Genomic DNA, 14,549 nt, shown 5'->3' with positions numbered 1-14,549 from the left:
AACGTGTCAGGCGGCCCGATGACTCACGTGAAACACTGGGCTGACTAGCGGCGCGGCTGTTTCACGTGAAACTTGTCGCGGAGTTTTCTTGACAGCGTCGCTCCGCAGGGACATGTGTCCCTCATTCTTCTGAGTCCAGGACGTTTGGAAATGACCAATCGCTATGATGTGGTTGTGGTGGGCGGCGGCCACGCGGGTTGCGAGGCGGCCAGCGCTGCCGCGCGCGCCGGCGCCAGGACGGCGCTGGTGACGCTGCGTTTCGACACGATCGGCGTCATGTCGTGCAACCCCGCGATCGGCGGGCTCGGCAAGGGCCACCTGGTGCGCGAGATCGATGCCATGGACGGCCTCATGGGCCGCGTGGCGGATGCGGCCGGCATACAGTTCCGCCTGCTCAACCGCCGCAAAGGCCCTGCGGTGCGCGGCCCGCGTACGCAGGCCGACAGAAAGCTCTATCGCCTTGCCATGCAGGAAGCGATTCGGCAGCAGAACGATCTCGACGTGGTCGAAGGCGAGGTTCTGGACTTCGAGATCGCCGACGGGCAGATCACGGCGGTTCTCCTAGCCGACGGCCGGCGCCTGGTCTGTGGCGCGGTCGTCCTGACGACCGGAACTTTTCTGCGCGGGCTTATCCATATCGGCGAGAAGAAGATCGTCGCCGGCCGCATGAACGAGCAGGCGAGCCTCGGCCTGTCGGCAACGATGGACCGCGCCGGCTTCAAGCTTGGACGGCTGAAGACCGGGACGCCGCCGCGGCTCGATGGCCGGACCATCGACTGGGCGTCGCTGGAAAGCCAGGCGGCGGATGCGGATCCGGTGCCGTTCTCGCTGATGACCGACCGTATCACCACGCCGCAGATCGATTGCGGCATTACGCGGACGACGACCGCGACGCATGAGTTGATACGCGCCAATCTCGGTCGCTCGGCCATGTATTCCGGATCGATCGAAGGCGTTGGGCCGCGCTATTGCCCGTCGATCGAGGACAAGATCGTCAAGTTCGGGGACAGGGACGGGCACCAGATTTTTCTGGAGCCGGAAGGCCTGGACGACGACACCGTCTATCCCAATGGCATTTCGACCTCGCTGCCCGAGGATGTGCAGCTCGACATCTTGAAAACCATTCCGGGGCTGGAGCGAGCCGTCATGCTGCAGCCCGGCTATGCCATCGAATATGATCATGTCGATCCGCGCGAGCTGCATCAGACGCTGGAGACGAAGCGCGTCAGTGGCCTGTTCCTCGCCGGGCAAATCAACGGCACGACCGGCTATGAAGAAGCGGCCGGGCAAGGCTTGCTTGCCGGCCTCAATGCGGCGCGGCGGGCGGCGGGCAGCGAGCAGATCGTGCTCAGCCGCACCGAGGCCTATATCGGCGTCATGGTCGATGATTTGACCAGCCGGGGCATTGCGGAGCCCTACCGGATGTTCACGTCGCGGGCCGAGTTCCGGCTGTCGCTACGCGCCGACAATGCCGATGAGCGGCTGACGCCCGTGGCTGCGAAGCTTGGCATCGCCTCGGCGCAGCGAATGCGACGCTACGGGGATGTCATGCAGAATCTTGATGAAGCGCGGGAGCTGGCGAAGTTGCTCACAATGACGCCCAACGAGGCGGCGCGTCATGGGCTGGAAATCAACCGGGACGGCGTGCGCCGGTCCGGTTATGAATTGCTGTCCTATCCCGACGTCGACGTGGCCTGGCTGGGTCGTATCGATTCGCGATTCGCGGCGATCGACGGCAAGACGGCGGAGCGCCTCGAAACAGAGGCGAAATATTCAGTCTATCTCGATCGCCAGAAGACGGATGTGGCGCAGATCCGGCATGAAGAGAGCCGGCTGATCCCCGAGACGGTCGATTTCGCCGGAGTGCCGGGTCTGTCGAACGAGTTGAAGCAGAAGATGCAGGCGCGGCGGCCGCGCTCCATCGCCGATGCCCAGCGCATGGAAGGCATGACGCCGGCGGCGCTGGCGATCATTGTCGCGCATGTCCGTCACGCGGAGAGCGCCCAGCGCCTGCAAAAGGATGTTGCGTGAGTTCTATGACCCTAGCGAGCCTGCAGGACACGGCAGGCCCGGTTTCACGTGAAACATTCGATCGGCTGGTGGCGTTCGAGCAGATGTTCCAGAAGTGGAATCGCAGCATCAATCTGGTGGCGCAATCGACCTCGGGCGACGTCTGGCAGCGTCATATATTGGACAGCGCGCAGCTCGCGCGCATAGAGCCCCAAGCCACACGCTGGGTGGATATCGGCTCAGGCGGCGGATTTCCGGGCCTTGTCATGGCTTTCCTGCTGGCCGAGCGCGACGGCGCCAGCATCGATCTGGTTGAAAGCAATCGCAAAAAAGCATCCTTCCTGCAGACCGTCATTGGGCAGTTCAGCCTGCCGGCGCGGGTGGTGGCGCGCCGCATCGACGACAGTCATGCGCTTGTTTCGACGCCGCAGATCGTCACGGCGCGGGCGCTGGCTCCGCTTTCGACGTTGCTGGACCTGTCGGCGCCCTGGCTGATTTCAGGCGCGCGCGGCCTGTTCCACAAAGGCCGGGATTACCGCACCGAAGTGCAAGAAAGCGTTCACCGATGGTCCTTCGATCTGGTAGAACATCCCAGTGTGACCGACGCTGGCGGCGTCATCCTGGAATTGTCCAACCTGCGACCTGTCTGATCCGTCACTGACAGGCGATTTGGCGCCCAAAATGAATTTCTGGCATAAACCCATGATGAAGAATGGCCCCCGAATCATCACCGTAGCCAACCAGAAAGGCGGCGTCGGCAAGACAACCACCGCCATCAATCTGGCGACCGCGCTGGCCGCGATCGGCGAAAAGGTGCTGATCGTCGATCTCGATCCGCAGGGAAATGCCAGCACCGGCCTCGGCATCGACCGCAAGGATCGGACGGTGTCCTCCTATGACGTGTTGACCGGCGAGTTGGAGCTGGAGGCCGCGGCCATCCCGACGGCGGTGCCCGGCCTGTCGATCGTGCCGTCGACGCTCGACCTGCTCGGCATTGAAATGGAGATCGCCTCCGCGCCCGACCGGGTGCTCAAGTTGCGTAATGCGCTGCGCGCCGCGACCGAGCGCGGCGCACCCTTTGGCTATGTGCTGATCGATTGCCCGCCATCGCTCAACCTTTTGACCTTGAATTCAATGGCTGCGGCCGATTCTGTTCTTGTGCCGCTGCAATGCGAGTTCTTCGCGCTCGAAGGTCTCAGCCAGTTGCTGGAGACGGTCGAGCAGGTGCGCCGCTCGATCAATCCGGATCTCACCATCCAGGGCATCGTGCTGACCATGTATGACGGCCGCAACAATCTCGCCAACCAGGTGGTGCAGGATGTGCGGGCGCATATGGGCGACAAGGTCTACGAGACCGTCATCCCGCGCAATGTGCGGGTGTCCGAGGCGCCGTCCTACGGCAAGCCGGCGATCCTTTACGATCTGAAATGCTCGGGCAGTCAGGCCTATCTGCAACTGGCGTCGGAAGTGATCCGCCGCGAGCGCAAGTTACGCGCCGCTTGATTAGACTCCCTGCAATTTAAAGAGCCGATTCGATACCGAAACGATCCGGAACCTGGAATAAAGATGAGCGAAGACCTTTCGAGAAAGAGACTGGGGCGTGGGCTGGCGGCGCTGATCGGCGAGATCGATCGCCCAGCTGCGCCTGAAAAACCAGGCATGAGCGCCGACGGCAAGGTGCCGATCGAGTTCCTGACCCCCAATCCGAAGAATCCGCGGCGGCATTTCGGCGACGCCGAGCTGACCGACCTTGCCCAGTCGATCCGCGAACACGGCGTCGTCCAGCCGGTGGTGGCGCGTCCTTCGCCGGCACAGGCCGGCCGTTACGAGATCATCGCCGGCGAGCGGCGCTGGCGCGCGGCGCAGCGCGCCGGGCTGTCCGAGATCCCGGTCATCATCCGCGAGGTCAACGACCGCACCGCGCTCGAGCTGGCGATCATCGAAAACGTCCAGCGCACCGACCTCAATGCGGTCGAGGAAGCGCTTGGCTATCAGCAGCTGATCGATGAGCACGGCTACACCCAGGCCGATCTCGGCCAGGTGATCGGCAAAAGCCGCAGCCATGTCGCCAACACGCTCAGGCTCCTGAAGCTGCCGGATGTGATCCGCGACATGCTGGTCGACGGCGCGCTGTCGGCGGGCCATGCCCGCACGCTGGTGACGGCGGAAGATCCGGCCGGCCTTGCCAAGCGTATCGTCGAAGAGGGCCTTTCGGTGCGCCAGGCCGAAGCGCTGGCCCAGATACCGGCCGGCACCAGCAGCACCAAGGAAGCCAAGCCGGCGCCAAGTCCGGAGCAAAAGGACGCCGATACGCTGGCGCTGGAAAAGCTGTTGACCGATACGATCGGCATGATTGTGTCAGTGGATCACAAGGGCAAGGGCGGCACTTTGCGGGTTTCATACCGGTCGCTGGAGCAGCTTGATGAGCTGTGCAGAAGGCTGAAGCAGGAGCGTTAGTTAGCCGGCGAAGTATATTGAGACCGGAGATTGCGCATGTGGAAAGGGGCTGGCCGTTTGGCCGGCCTTTTCCTTTTGGGGCGCTCGTGATTGGCGAAATCGGTGACGCCGCGAATCTCCCTCCTTGAGGGGGGATGGCCGGCAGGCCAGAGGGGGTCGCCCCACATCAAGCGCCGGGCCCCTGCGGGAACGAAGAAGAGGTCAGCGCCCCACGCGCGGCGGCCCCCTCTGTCGCCTTCGGCGACATCTCCCCCTCGAGGGGGAGATCAGGCTCGCTCCCCAGCCTCGCGCTCTCAACCGCGATCCCAAGCAGCGCCTGCCGCCAGCCCTGCCGCTCGCGGCTTGACAGTGCCAGGCAACGGCGTAACCTATATTAGATATGGCTTAAATTATGTGCCCTAGCGTGCCGGTCAGTCGAGGCGGGGGCTATTTGCCGTTCCTACAACAATCGTGAAATGGCACCGCCCCGCCAATGCGATATGCCGACGCGCCTGACGCAAGTGGGAGGTGCAAATGGCAGTCCGTTGGCAATTGTCCGGAAGTTACTTCGAAAATTGTAGCTGCGATGTCGTATGTCCTTGTCTGCTGTCCACCAACGCGCAGCTGACATCGAAGCCGACGAAAGGTGTTTGCGACGTCGGTTTGGTCTTTCATATCAACACGGGCAACTACGGCGACGTTCGATTGGATGGGCTCAGTGTCGCGATGGTCGCTCACACGCCGGGTCCTATGGCAAACGGCAATTGGACGGCCGCCGCCTATATCGACGAACGGGCCGATGACAGGCAAACAGAGGCGCTAGGTGCCATCTTCACCGGCGCTGCGGGCGGCCCTATGGCGGTGCTGGCACTCATGATTGGCACGAATCTTGGCGCCAAGAAGGTGCCGATAAGCTACCGGATAGACGGCAAGAAGCGGTCGGCGGAGATTGCGGGCGTCATGCAGATGGCGGTCGAGCCGCTGCCGACAATGCGCGAGGACGGGCAGATGTGGGCGGCCACAGGCCATCCTGTCAATCCCGATTGGCTCGCCCTGGCGATGGGGGCGGAAGGCAGTACATTCAGCGATCATGGCATGAGCTGGGACAATTCCCGCCGAAACGGACATTACGCCCCGATCAATTGGTCTGGGCAGCAGTAGCCGTAGGCAGCGTAGCACGGAACGACCTCGTCCATGGCCCCGACGTTGCAGCGATACATCATTCTCGCGCTGCTGATCGCTATCGCTGCGGCGGCGTGGACCCTGCTTGTCTGGCAGCAGATGGGCATGGACGCGGACATGCGCATGGAAATGTACGCACTCACCATGGGTATGAAGGCGCCGCTGTTTCTTGCCATCTGGATGATCATGATGATTGCCATGATGTTTCCGACGGCCGCGCCCATGATCCTGACGTTTCACCAGGTCCAGGCCGGCAAACAGAGCCGGGGCGAGACCTTTGTCTCGAGCTGGGTGTTCGTGGCCGGGTATATGCTGGTTTGGGGCGTGATGGGCGTTATCGCCTTTGCCGGTGCGGCGGGTGCGGAGATGCTTGCCGGGCATGTGGGTTTGTCCGCTGCGACGGCCGCGCGTATCGGCGGCGCGCTGCTGATGATTGGGGGCGCCTATCAACTCTCCCCACTGAAAGATCTGTGTCTGGCCAAATGCCGCACGCCGATTGGCTTCATCCTGACCTCATGGCGCGATGGTTATTGGGGTGCGGTTCGCATGGGCCTGGAGCATGGACTTTTTTGCCTGGGCTGCTGCTGGCTTTTGTTTCTCGCCCTCTTTCCTCTCGGGATCATGAACGTCGCCGCAATGGCCGTGGTCACCTTGCTGATCTTTGCGGAAAAGACCCTCCCGTCCGGAGGTGGGATCGCAAAGGTGTCGGGTATCGCTCTGCTTCTTTACGGCGCGGCGGTGCTGGTCTTTCCACAGGCGCTGCCAACCTTCCAGCAGGTGGGCGCCATGACAATGAATTGACCGATGGAGGCAGCGCTCGGCGCCGAGAAGAGGAGGATCGCTCTCCTACCGCTGCGCCAACCTGCTGCTCTCCACCGCAATGCCAAGCAGCGCCTGTCTTGCCAGCGCGACGGAAAGATCCGGCCGCCGCCTGGTCTGCAGCACCGCCGTCTGCAGCCGAGTCAACGCGCGGCCGAGCGCTTCGGTGCTCCAGCGTTCCAGCGCTTTCTCCACCAGCTTGCGCCTGGAGAAAAACACCGGCGGGCGGGCGGCGGCAACGACCGAGGCGGCGTTGCGGTTGCCGGACTCCATCTGGCCGCGCATGATCTGGATCTGCTGCAACTGCCGCATTGCCGAGGACAGCACCAGGAAGGGCTGGCCGCCGGACTGGCAATGGCGGGTGAAGGCGGTGTCGAAGTCGCCGATCTTGCCTTCGAGAAGCGCGTCGACCGCGTCGTCGAAAGACGCGCCGGAGACATCACCTGACATCGCTTTGACCTCCTCCAGGCCGATCTCGGTCTGGCCATGGGCGTAGAGCACAAGCTTCTCGATCTCACCGCGCGAGGCCAGCCGGTCGCCGCCGAGATTGCGGCGCAGCGCCTGTCTCGCTTCCATGGTCATCGACATGCCGGCCCTGCCCAGTTCGCCGTCGATGACGGTGTCGATGTCGCGGGCTTCATCGGCATAGCAAGGCAGGGCCATGGCGTTGTCGGCCGCCTCGACGATGGCGCGCAGGCCGACACCTTTCTTGAGGTCGCCGGCCTCGATGAGAATGATCGCATCGCGCGCGGGCTCGGCCGTCAGCGCCTTGACGTCGTCGGCCAATGCCTTCTGGCCGCTGGCATTGCGCACCCACAGCAGGCGCCGGTCGGAAAACATCGGCACGGTGCGGGCCTCGTCGAGCAGCCGGCCCTCGTCTCGGTCGACCTCCGACCCCTCCAGCCTGACCACCGAGAAGGGATCGTCGAGCGGCAGGCCGGTCTTGCCGGCAAAGGCCTTTGCTCGCTCGGAGACGAGGCCGCGATCGGGGCCGTAAAGCAGGACGATGGAGATCCGCTGGTCCGGCTTCGCGAGCCAGCCATCGACCTCATATGCTTTCTTCTGTGCCATGGCGGGTTGGTTAGCATGATGTGGGGGCGGCATCCAGCTTGGGCGAACGGTCGACCCCCACTCCGTCGAGCTTCGCTCGACACCTCTCCCCCGATCGACGGGGGAGAGGAAGGGCGCGAGTTGGCCAGCCTTGGCTCCCTTCCTCTCCCCCGATCGACGGGGGAGAGGAAAGGCGCGAGTTCGTCGACCAATCACCTTATCTGCCGGCAAACCTCGCCCAACCTTCCCTCTAATTGCGCGCCACCGCCCAACATCGACAAGAAATTTCGCGGACATATCTTCATCTTGGGTGCGGGAGGCTGGATCGGCCGGCGTGGCCGGGACCGACGTCCGCAGGCTACCCGACGAATTCGCACTGGCGGCGCAGATATGCAAATATCTGTTCCGGGCAACATTGGAGGACAAAGGTCATGGCCGATGCTGGGATGTTGCGTTTCCACGTTCCGGAGCCGGAAGTGCGGCCGGGCGGAACGCCTGACTTTTCCAATGTGCCGATCCCCAAGGCCGGCTCTGTGCCGCGCCCGGAGATCGATGTCGATCCGCGCACCATCCGCGATCATGCCTTCTCGATCATCCGCGTGCTGAACCGCACTGGCGAGGCCGTCGGCCCGTGGGCCAGCCTGCTGTCCAGCGACGAACTTCTCACCGGCCTGCGCCACATGATGACGCTGCGGACCTTCGATGCGCGCATGCAGATGGCGCAGCGGCAGGGCAAGACCTCGTTCTACATGCAGCATCTGGGCGAAGAGGCTGTGGCTTGCGCCTTCCGCAAGGCACTGGCGCCGGGCGACATGAACTTTCCGACCTATCGCCAGGCAGGGCTGCTGATTGCCGATGGCTACCCGATGGTCACGATGATGAACCAGATCTATTCCAACGAAGCCGACCCGCTGAAGGGCCGGCAATTGCCGGTCATGTATTCTTCGAAGGAGCACGGCTTCTTCTCGATCTCCGGCAATCTGGCGACGCAGTACATCCAGGCGGTCGGCTGGGCGATGGCCTCGGCGATATCGAACGATTCACGCATCGCAGCCGCGTGGATCGGCGACGGCTCGACGGCCGAGTCCGATTTCCATTCGGCGCTGGTGTTCGCCTCCACCTACAAGGCGCCGGTCGTGCTCAATGTCGTCAACAACCAGTGGGCGATCTCGACCTTTCAAGGCATCGCGCGCGGCGGTTCGGGCACGTTCGCGGCGAGGGGCCTCGGCTTCGGCATCCCGTCACTGCGCGTCGACGGCAACGACTATCTCGCGGTGCATGCGGTCGCCAAATGGGCGGCGGAGCGGGCGCGCAGCAATCTCGGGCCGACGCTGGTCGAATATGTCACCTACCGTGCCGGCGCACATTCGAGCTCGGACGACCCGTCCGCCTACCGGCCGAAGACCGAATCCGACGCCTGGCCGCTCGGCGACCCGATCGTGCGGCTGAAGAACCATCTCATCGCGCTCGGCGTCTGGTCGGACGAGCGGCACGCGCAGGCCGAGGCGGAAATCCTCGACACGGTTATCGCGGCGCAGAAGGAAGCGGAAAGCCACGGCACGCTGCATGCCGGCGGCAAGCCGTCGACGCGCGACATGTTCGAGGGGCTCTATGCCGAGATGCCGCCGCATCTCAGGCGCCAGCGCCAGCAGGCGGGAGTCTGAGCCATGCCGAGACGGACCATGATCGAGGCCATTCGCGATGCCATGGATGTGTCGATGGGGCGCGACGAGAAAGTCGTCGTGTTCGGCGAGGACGTCGGCTTCTTCGGCGGCGTCTTCCGCTGCACGCAGGGCTTGCAGGCCAAATACGGCAAGAGCCGCTGCTTCGATGCGCCGATCAACGAATCCGGCATTGTCGGCTCGGCCATAGGCATGGCCGCCTATGGCTTGAAGCCGTGCGTGGAAATTCAGTTTGCCGACTACATGTACCCGGCCTACGACCAGCTGACCCAGGAAGCGGCACGGCTGCGCTACCGCTCCAACGGCGATTTCACCTGCCCGATCGTGGTGCGCATGCCGACCGGCGGCGGCATTTTTGGCGGCCAGACGCACAGCCAGAGCCCTGAGGCGCTGTTCACCCATGTGTCGGGGCTGAAGACGGTGGTGCCGTCCAACCCGCACGACGCCAAGGGGCTTTTGATCGCGGCGATCGAGGATCCGGATCCGGTGATCTTCCTCGAGCCGAAGCGGCTCTACAACGGTCCGTTCGATGGTCATCACGACCGGCCGGTGACGCCCTGGTCGAAGCATGAGCTGGGCGAGGTGGCCGACGGCCACTACACGGTGCCGCTCGGCAAGGCGGCGATCCGCAGGGCAGGCTCGGCCCTCACCGTGCTCGCCTACGGCACCATGGTCTATGTCGCGCAGGCGGCTGTCGAAGAAACCGGCATCGATGCCGAGATCATCGACCTCAGGACCCTGCTGCCGCTTGATCTCGATACGATCGTCGCCTCGGTGAAAAAGACCGGGCGCTGCGTCATCGTGCATGAGGCGACGCTGACCTCGGGCTTCGGCGCCGAGCTGTCGGCGCTGGTGCAGGAAAACTGTTTCTATCACCTCGAAGCGCCGGTTGCTCGCGTTGCCGGCTGGGACACGCCCTATCCGCATGCGCAGGAGTGGGATTATTTTCCCGGTCCCGCCCGCGTTGGCCGTGCCTTGCTTGAAACCATGGGAGCCTGAGATGGGCGAACACATCATCAAGCTGCCCGATGTCGGCGAAGGCGTCGCCGAGGCCGAGCTGGTCGAATGGCACGTCAAGGTCGGCGATATCGTCCGCGAGGACACTGTGCTCGCCGCAGTCATGACCGACAAGGCGACGGTTGAAATCCCCTCGCCGGTTGATGGCGAGATCCTGTGGCTGGGCGCCGAGATCGGCGACACGGTGGCCATCGGCTCGCCCATCGTGCGGCTGAAGGTGGCGGGCGAGGGCAACGCCAAGCCGCAAGGCGCCGAAGCGGAAGCGGTGTCCGCTGAGCCTCCGGCAAAACTTCCGACGCCGAAGCCCGAGGCTGCTGCGCCGGTCGTGAAGACATCCCCAAAGAGCGACGAGCCCAAGGCGAAACCGGCAGCCTCACAGAAAAGCACGGCGCAGCCTTCCGTCTCCGGCGCGCCGCGGCTTCAAGGCGAAAGACCGCTGGCGTCGCCGGCCGTTCGTCTGCGGGCAAAAGAAGCCGGCATCGATCTCAGGCAGGTTGCCGGATCCGGTCCGGCCGGTCGCATCGGCCATGAGGACATCGAAGCGTTCCTGGCCCGCGGGCCGCAGGTCGCAAAGGCATCCGGCCTCGCCCGCAACGACGCTGTGCAGGATATCAAGGTGGTCGGCTTGCGGCGCAAGATCGCCGAGAAGATGTCGCTGTCCAAATCGCGCATTCCGCACATCACCTATGTCGAGGAGATCGACGTCACCGCACTGGAGGAATTGCGCGCGGCGCTCAACAAGGAGAAGCGTCCTGGCGTGGAGCGGCCGAAACTGACGCTGCTGCCGTTCCTGATGCGGGCGATGGTCAAGGCGATCGCGGACCAGCCCAATCTCAATTCCCTGTTCGACGACGAGGCCGGCATCGTCCATCAGCATGGCGGCATCCATATCGGCATCGCCGCACAGACGCCGTCGGGGCTGGTGGTTCCGGTGGTCAAGCACGCCGAGGCGCGCGACATCTGGGATTGCGGCGCCGAGGTCATCAGGCTGGCCGAGGCGGCCAAGTCCGGCACGGCAACACGCGACGAGCTGTCCGGCTCGACCATCACCATCACCTCGCTCGGCGCCATGGGCGGCGTGGCGACGACGCCGGTCATCAACCATCCGGAAGTGGCGATCGTCGGCGTCAACAAGATGATGGTGCGGCCGGTGTGGGACGGCACCCAGTTCATGCCGCGCAAGATGATGAACCTGTCGTCGAGCTTCGACCATCGGGTGATCGATGGGTGGGATGCGGCGGTGTTCATCCAGCGGATCAAGACGCTGCTGGAAACGCCGGCGCTGATTTTCGTGGATTGAGGGGATGAGAACGGTCGCAAGGGCTCCCTCACCCGGATTGCCAAAACCGAATTGCGAAGGGCAATTCGGGGCAATCCGACCTCTCCCCGAGGGGAGAGGAGGTCGCCGGCGTCTGTGCTCGCCTCTTCTCCCCACCGGGGAGAAGGTGGCCGCGAAGCGGCCGGATGAGGGGGCCTTCGCCACCAGAAAGAGCGTGCCATCATGAAAGAAATCTCCTGCAAGCTGCTCGTCATCGGCGCCGGGCCGGGCGGCTATGTCTGCGCCATCCGGGCCGGACAGCTCGGCGTCGATACGGTGATCGTCGAGGCCGGCAAGCCGGGCGGCACCTGCCTCAATGTCGGCTGCATCCCGTCCAAGGCGCTGATCCATGCGGCGGAGGAGTTCGAGAAGGTGTCGCACATGGCGGGCGGCAAGAGCCCGCTCGGCATTTCGGTCACCGCGCCGACGCTCGATCTTGCCCGGACCGTCGCCTGGAAGGACGGCATCGTCAGCCGGCTCAACAGTGGCGTCGCCGGCCTGCTCAAGAAGGCAGGCGTGAAAACCGTGCATGGCTGGGCGAGCTTTCGCGACGGCAAGACGGTCGCGGTCGAGACCGAGACGGGCGTGCAGGTGATCCGGGCCGAAACGATCGTCATCGCCTCCGGCTCGGCGCCGGTGGAGCTGCCGTTCCTGCCGTTTGGCGGTCGGGTGATTTCGTCAACCGAGGCACTGGCACTCAGCGACGTGCCGAAAAATCTCGCGGTCGTCGGTGGCGGCTATATTGGGCTGGAACTGGGCATGGCATTTGCCAAGATGGGCGCTGAGGTGACCGTGATCGAGGCCTTGCCGCGCGTGCTGGCGCAGTATGATGCCGAGCTGACCCGGCCGGTGGTCAAGCGGCTCACCGCGCTCGGCGTCGAGGTGATGCTGGGCGCCAAGGCCAAGGGGCTTTCAACCAAGGGTGACGCGTTGCTGGTCGAGACCTCGGACGGCAAGAGCGCCAAGGTCGCCGCCGAAAAAATCCTGGTCACGGTCGGGCGCAAGCCGGTGACCGAAGGCTGGGGGCTCGAGCAGATCGACCTCGACATGGCCGGCAAATTCATCCGCATCGACGACCAGTGCCGCACCTCGATGCGCGGCATCTTCGCCATTGGCGACGTCACCGGCGAGCCGATGCTGGCGCACCGGGCGATGGCGCAGGGCGAGATGGTCGCCGAGATCGTTGCCGGCCACAAGCGCAGCTGGGACAAGCGTTCGATACCCGCCGTTTGCTTCACCGATCCCGAACTGGTGACCGCTGGTCTTTCGCCGGAAGAAGCCAAGGCGCTCGGCGGCGAGATCAAGATCGGCATGTTCCCGTTCGCGGCCAACGGCCGGGCGATGACGAAGCTGGGCGAGGACGGCTTTGTCCGCGTCTTGGCCCGCGCCGACAACCATCTGGTGCTCGGCATCCAGGCGGTCGGGCAGGGTGTGTCGGAACTGGCGGCGGCGTTCGGGCTGGCGCTGGAGATGGGCGCGCGGCTGGAGGACATCGCCGGCACCATCCACGCGCATCCGACGCAGGGCGAGGGATTCCAGGAAGCAGCGCTGAAGGCGCTGGGACACGCGCTGCATATTTAATTCGCGATGGCGCAAAAGCGGTGATGCCGGCGGGACAGCGCCCCCCTCTGTTCTGCCGGACATCTCCCCTCAAGGGGGGAGATTGGCAGTTTCGGGCAACCTGCCTCTTCCAAAACTTTCAAAAATTGGCGAAATCTAAGATGACAGCCGATCTCCCCCCTAGAGGGGGAGATGCCCGGCAGGGCAGAGGGGGGGCACTGTCCCGCCCGCCTCTCCACAAGAGAGACACGCCGCTTCACCCCGCCAGCCGACTCACCATTTCGTGCTGGGCATAGGCGCGGCCAAAACGGTTGGCTAGAAACGCGTCCAGCGCGATGTCTTCCTGCTTGATGAAGCCGGTCGCCGGCAGGCTGCCGTCGGCCAGCATGTCGAGCACGGCGCAGATGCCGGACGCCGTGGTGATCTGGATGGCGCTGCGCACCACCTGGCCGATACGCTGGGAATAGACCTTGTTGGCGTAGGTCTCCTGCAGCAGGCGGCCGTTCTTGCGGCCGGAGACGGTGACGAAGACGATGACGACGTCCTGCAATGTCGCCGGCAGGGCGCTTTCAAAAATGTCCTTCAGCACGTCGCGGCGATGGCGCAGGCCGAGGTCGTTGAGCAGCGCCTTCATGATCGCGGCGTGGCCGGGGTAGCGAATGGTGCGGTAGTTGAGCGTGCGCACCTTGCCCTTCAGCGTCTCGGCCAGTGTGCCGAGGCCGCCGGAGGTGTTGAATGCCTCGTAGGTGACGCCGTCGAGCGAGAACTCCTCGCGCTCTTCCAGCGGCGGCACCTCGACCAGCTCGCCTTCGACGATCGCCTCGCAGGGCTCGCAATATTCGTTGATGACGCCGTCGGTGCTCCAGGTGAGATTGTAGTTCAGCGCGTTGGACGGGTATTGCGGCAGGGCGCCGACGCGCATGCGCACGCTTTCCAGCGAATCGAACCGGCTGGCGAGATCGTTGGCGACGATCGAGATGAAGCCCGGCGCCAGGCCGCATTGCGGAATGAAGGCGCTTCTGCCCGAACGCGCCAATTCCTTGACGCGGCGGGTCGAGACGACGTCCTCGGTCAGGTCGAGATAGTGCACGCCGGCACTGGCCGCCGCCTCGGCGATGCGGGTGGTCAGATGGAAGGGAGCGGCGCTGAGCACCGCGAATTTGCCGGCGAGTGCGGCTTCAAGCGTGCCGGACGCTTCGATGTCGAGCTCCAGCGTCGCAACCGTGGCCGGGACTTCGGCCGCTGCGAGCTGTGCTGCCGAGCGGTCGACGAGCGTGACCTGATAATCTCCCGTGGCGGCGAGCATCTCGGCAATGGTCGAGCCGATCTTGCCGGCGCCGACAACGACAATTTTCTTCATGACAAATCCCTCACTGGTTGTGAGCACAGATTCGCAGCTTGCCCGTCGAAAGGAAGCGTGGTTCTGTACGAAACGAACCCATTGATTGGTCAGTCCGCCGAGAAGAATCGTCGAA

At 64.2% G+C, this 14,549-nt stretch carries 12 protein-coding genes; 10 read left to right on the top strand and 2 right to left on the bottom strand.

Annotated elements, in window-relative coordinates; genetic code table 11:
- Positions 1-150 precede the first annotated feature (150 nt).
- The 6 genes from mnmG to EOC83_RS25290 all read left to right on the top strand — a co-directional run bounded on the left by mnmG (position 151) and on the right by EOC83_RS25290 (position 6,429).
- Positions 151-2,031 (top strand): tRNA uridine-5-carboxymethylaminomethyl(34) synthesis enzyme MnmG, encoded by a 1,881-nt coding sequence (mnmG, locus tag EOC83_RS25315; protein ID WP_063169598.1) that lies wholly within the window; start codon positions 151-153, stop codon positions 2,029-2,031.
- Positions 2,028-2,660: a 16S rRNA (guanine(527)-N(7))-methyltransferase RsmG gene (rsmG, locus tag EOC83_RS25310; RefSeq protein ID WP_063169597.1), complete on the top strand. Its 633-nt coding sequence runs from the start codon at positions 2,028-2,030 to the stop codon at positions 2,658-2,660. Before mnmG ends, rsmG begins: the two co-directional genes overlap by 4 nt.
- Before the next feature lie 52 nt (positions 2,661-2,712).
- Positions 2,713-3,513 carry a ParA family protein gene (locus EOC83_RS25305; protein ID WP_013528736.1) on the top strand — a complete coding sequence of 267 codons (801 nt, stop codon included), beginning with the start codon at positions 2,713-2,715 and terminating at the stop codon, positions 3,511-3,513.
- Positions 3,514-3,576: 63 nt separating this feature from the next.
- Positions 3,577-4,467, top strand: a complete 891-nt coding sequence (locus EOC83_RS25300; RefSeq protein WP_013528737.1) for a ParB/RepB/Spo0J family partition protein — start codon at positions 3,577-3,579, stop codon at positions 4,465-4,467.
- Between the two features lie 513 nt (positions 4,468-4,980).
- Positions 4,981-5,607 carry a DUF1326 domain-containing protein gene (locus tag EOC83_RS25295; RefSeq protein WP_063169596.1) on the top strand — a complete coding sequence of 209 codons (627 nt, stop codon included), beginning with the start codon at positions 4,981-4,983 and terminating at the stop codon, positions 5,605-5,607.
- 33 nt (positions 5,608-5,640) lie between these two features.
- Positions 5,641-6,429, top strand: coding sequence for a DUF2182 domain-containing protein (locus EOC83_RS25290; protein ID WP_013528739.1), 789 nt, complete (start codon positions 5,641-5,643; stop codon positions 6,427-6,429).
- A gap of 45 nt (positions 6,430-6,474) precedes the next feature.
- Here the strand turns inward: EOC83_RS25290 and holA are convergent, their stop codons facing one another.
- Positions 6,475-7,518 carry a DNA polymerase III subunit delta gene (gene holA, locus EOC83_RS25285; RefSeq protein WP_013528740.1) on the bottom strand — a complete coding sequence of 348 codons (1,044 nt, stop codon included), beginning with the start codon at positions 7,516-7,518 and terminating at the stop codon, positions 6,475-6,477.
- Positions 7,519-7,928: 410 nt separating this feature from the next.
- Between holA and EOC83_RS25280 the strand changes: the two genes are divergently transcribed.
- The 4 genes from EOC83_RS25280 to lpdA all read left to right on the top strand — a co-directional run bounded on the left by EOC83_RS25280 (position 7,929) and on the right by lpdA (position 13,095).
- Complete coding sequence (locus EOC83_RS25280; protein WP_063169595.1) at positions 7,929-9,161, top strand: 3-methyl-2-oxobutanoate dehydrogenase (2-methylpropanoyl-transferring) subunit alpha; 1,233 nt, start codon at positions 7,929-7,931, stop codon at positions 9,159-9,161.
- Positions 9,162-9,164: 3 nt separating this feature from the next.
- A complete protein-coding gene (locus EOC83_RS25275; protein WP_013528742.1) occupies positions 9,165-10,178 on the top strand; it encodes an alpha-ketoacid dehydrogenase subunit beta in 1,014 nt (337 codons plus the stop codon).
- Position 10,179: 1 nt separating this feature from the next.
- Complete coding sequence (locus EOC83_RS25270; protein WP_063169594.1) at positions 10,180-11,496, top strand: dihydrolipoamide acetyltransferase family protein; 1,317 nt, start codon at positions 10,180-10,182, stop codon at positions 11,494-11,496.
- Positions 11,497-11,697: 201 nt separating this feature from the next.
- Positions 11,698-13,095, top strand: coding sequence for a dihydrolipoyl dehydrogenase (lpdA, locus tag EOC83_RS25265; RefSeq protein ID WP_063169593.1), 1,398 nt, complete (start codon positions 11,698-11,700; stop codon positions 13,093-13,095).
- A 235-nt stretch (positions 13,096-13,330) separates the two neighbouring features.
- Here lpdA and EOC83_RS25260 read toward each other — a convergent pair whose 3' ends face one another.
- Entirely contained in the window at positions 13,331-14,434 is a 1,104-nt protein-coding gene (locus EOC83_RS25260) for a saccharopine dehydrogenase family protein (protein WP_024504078.1), read from the bottom strand.
- Between the last annotated feature and the right edge of the window lie 115 nt (positions 14,435-14,549).

The sequence above is a fragment of the Mesorhizobium sp. Primo-A genome, from assembly GCF_003997175.1.
GTDB lineage: Bacteria > Pseudomonadota > Alphaproteobacteria > Rhizobiales > Rhizobiaceae > Mesorhizobium > Mesorhizobium ciceri.
Note: the sequence above shows the minus strand (reverse complement) of the source record. Positions and strands in the feature narration are given on the sequence as shown.

Bases quoted from the DNA above. Each gene is read 5' to 3' on its own strand.
- EOC83_RS25290 (WP_013528739.1), top strand. From the start codon at position 5,641: ATGGCCCCGACGTTGCAGCGATACATCATTCTCGCGCTGCTGATCGCT.
- EOC83_RS25275 (WP_013528742.1), top strand. From the start codon at position 9,165: ATGCCGAGACGGACCATGATCGAGGCCATTCGCGATGCCATGGATGTG.
- EOC83_RS25280 (WP_063169595.1), top strand. From the start codon at position 7,929: ATGGCCGATGCTGGGATGTTGCGTTTCCACGTTCCGGAGCCGGAAGTG.
- EOC83_RS25270 (WP_063169594.1), top strand. From the start codon at position 10,180: ATGGGCGAACACATCATCAAGCTGCCCGATGTCGGCGAAGGCGTCGCC.
- lpdA (WP_063169593.1), top strand. From the start codon at position 11,698: ATGAAAGAAATCTCCTGCAAGCTGCTCGTCATCGGCGCCGGGCCGGGC.
- EOC83_RS25295 (WP_063169596.1), top strand. From the start codon at position 4,981: ATGGCAGTCCGTTGGCAATTGTCCGGAAGTTACTTCGAAAATTGTAGC.
- EOC83_RS25260 (WP_024504078.1), bottom strand. From the start codon at position 14,434: ATGAAGAAAATTGTCGTTGTCGGCGCCGGCAAGATCGGCTCGACCATT.
- mnmG (WP_063169598.1), top strand. From the start codon at position 151: ATGACCAATCGCTATGATGTGGTTGTGGTGGGCGGCGGCCACGCGGGT.
- EOC83_RS25305 (WP_013528736.1), top strand. From the start codon at position 2,713: ATGATGAAGAATGGCCCCCGAATCATCACCGTAGCCAACCAGAAAGGC.
- EOC83_RS25300 (WP_013528737.1), top strand. From the start codon at position 3,577: ATGAGCGAAGACCTTTCGAGAAAGAGACTGGGGCGTGGGCTGGCGGCG.
- holA (WP_013528740.1), bottom strand. From the start codon at position 7,518: ATGGCACAGAAGAAAGCATATGAGGTCGATGGCTGGCTCGCGAAGCCG.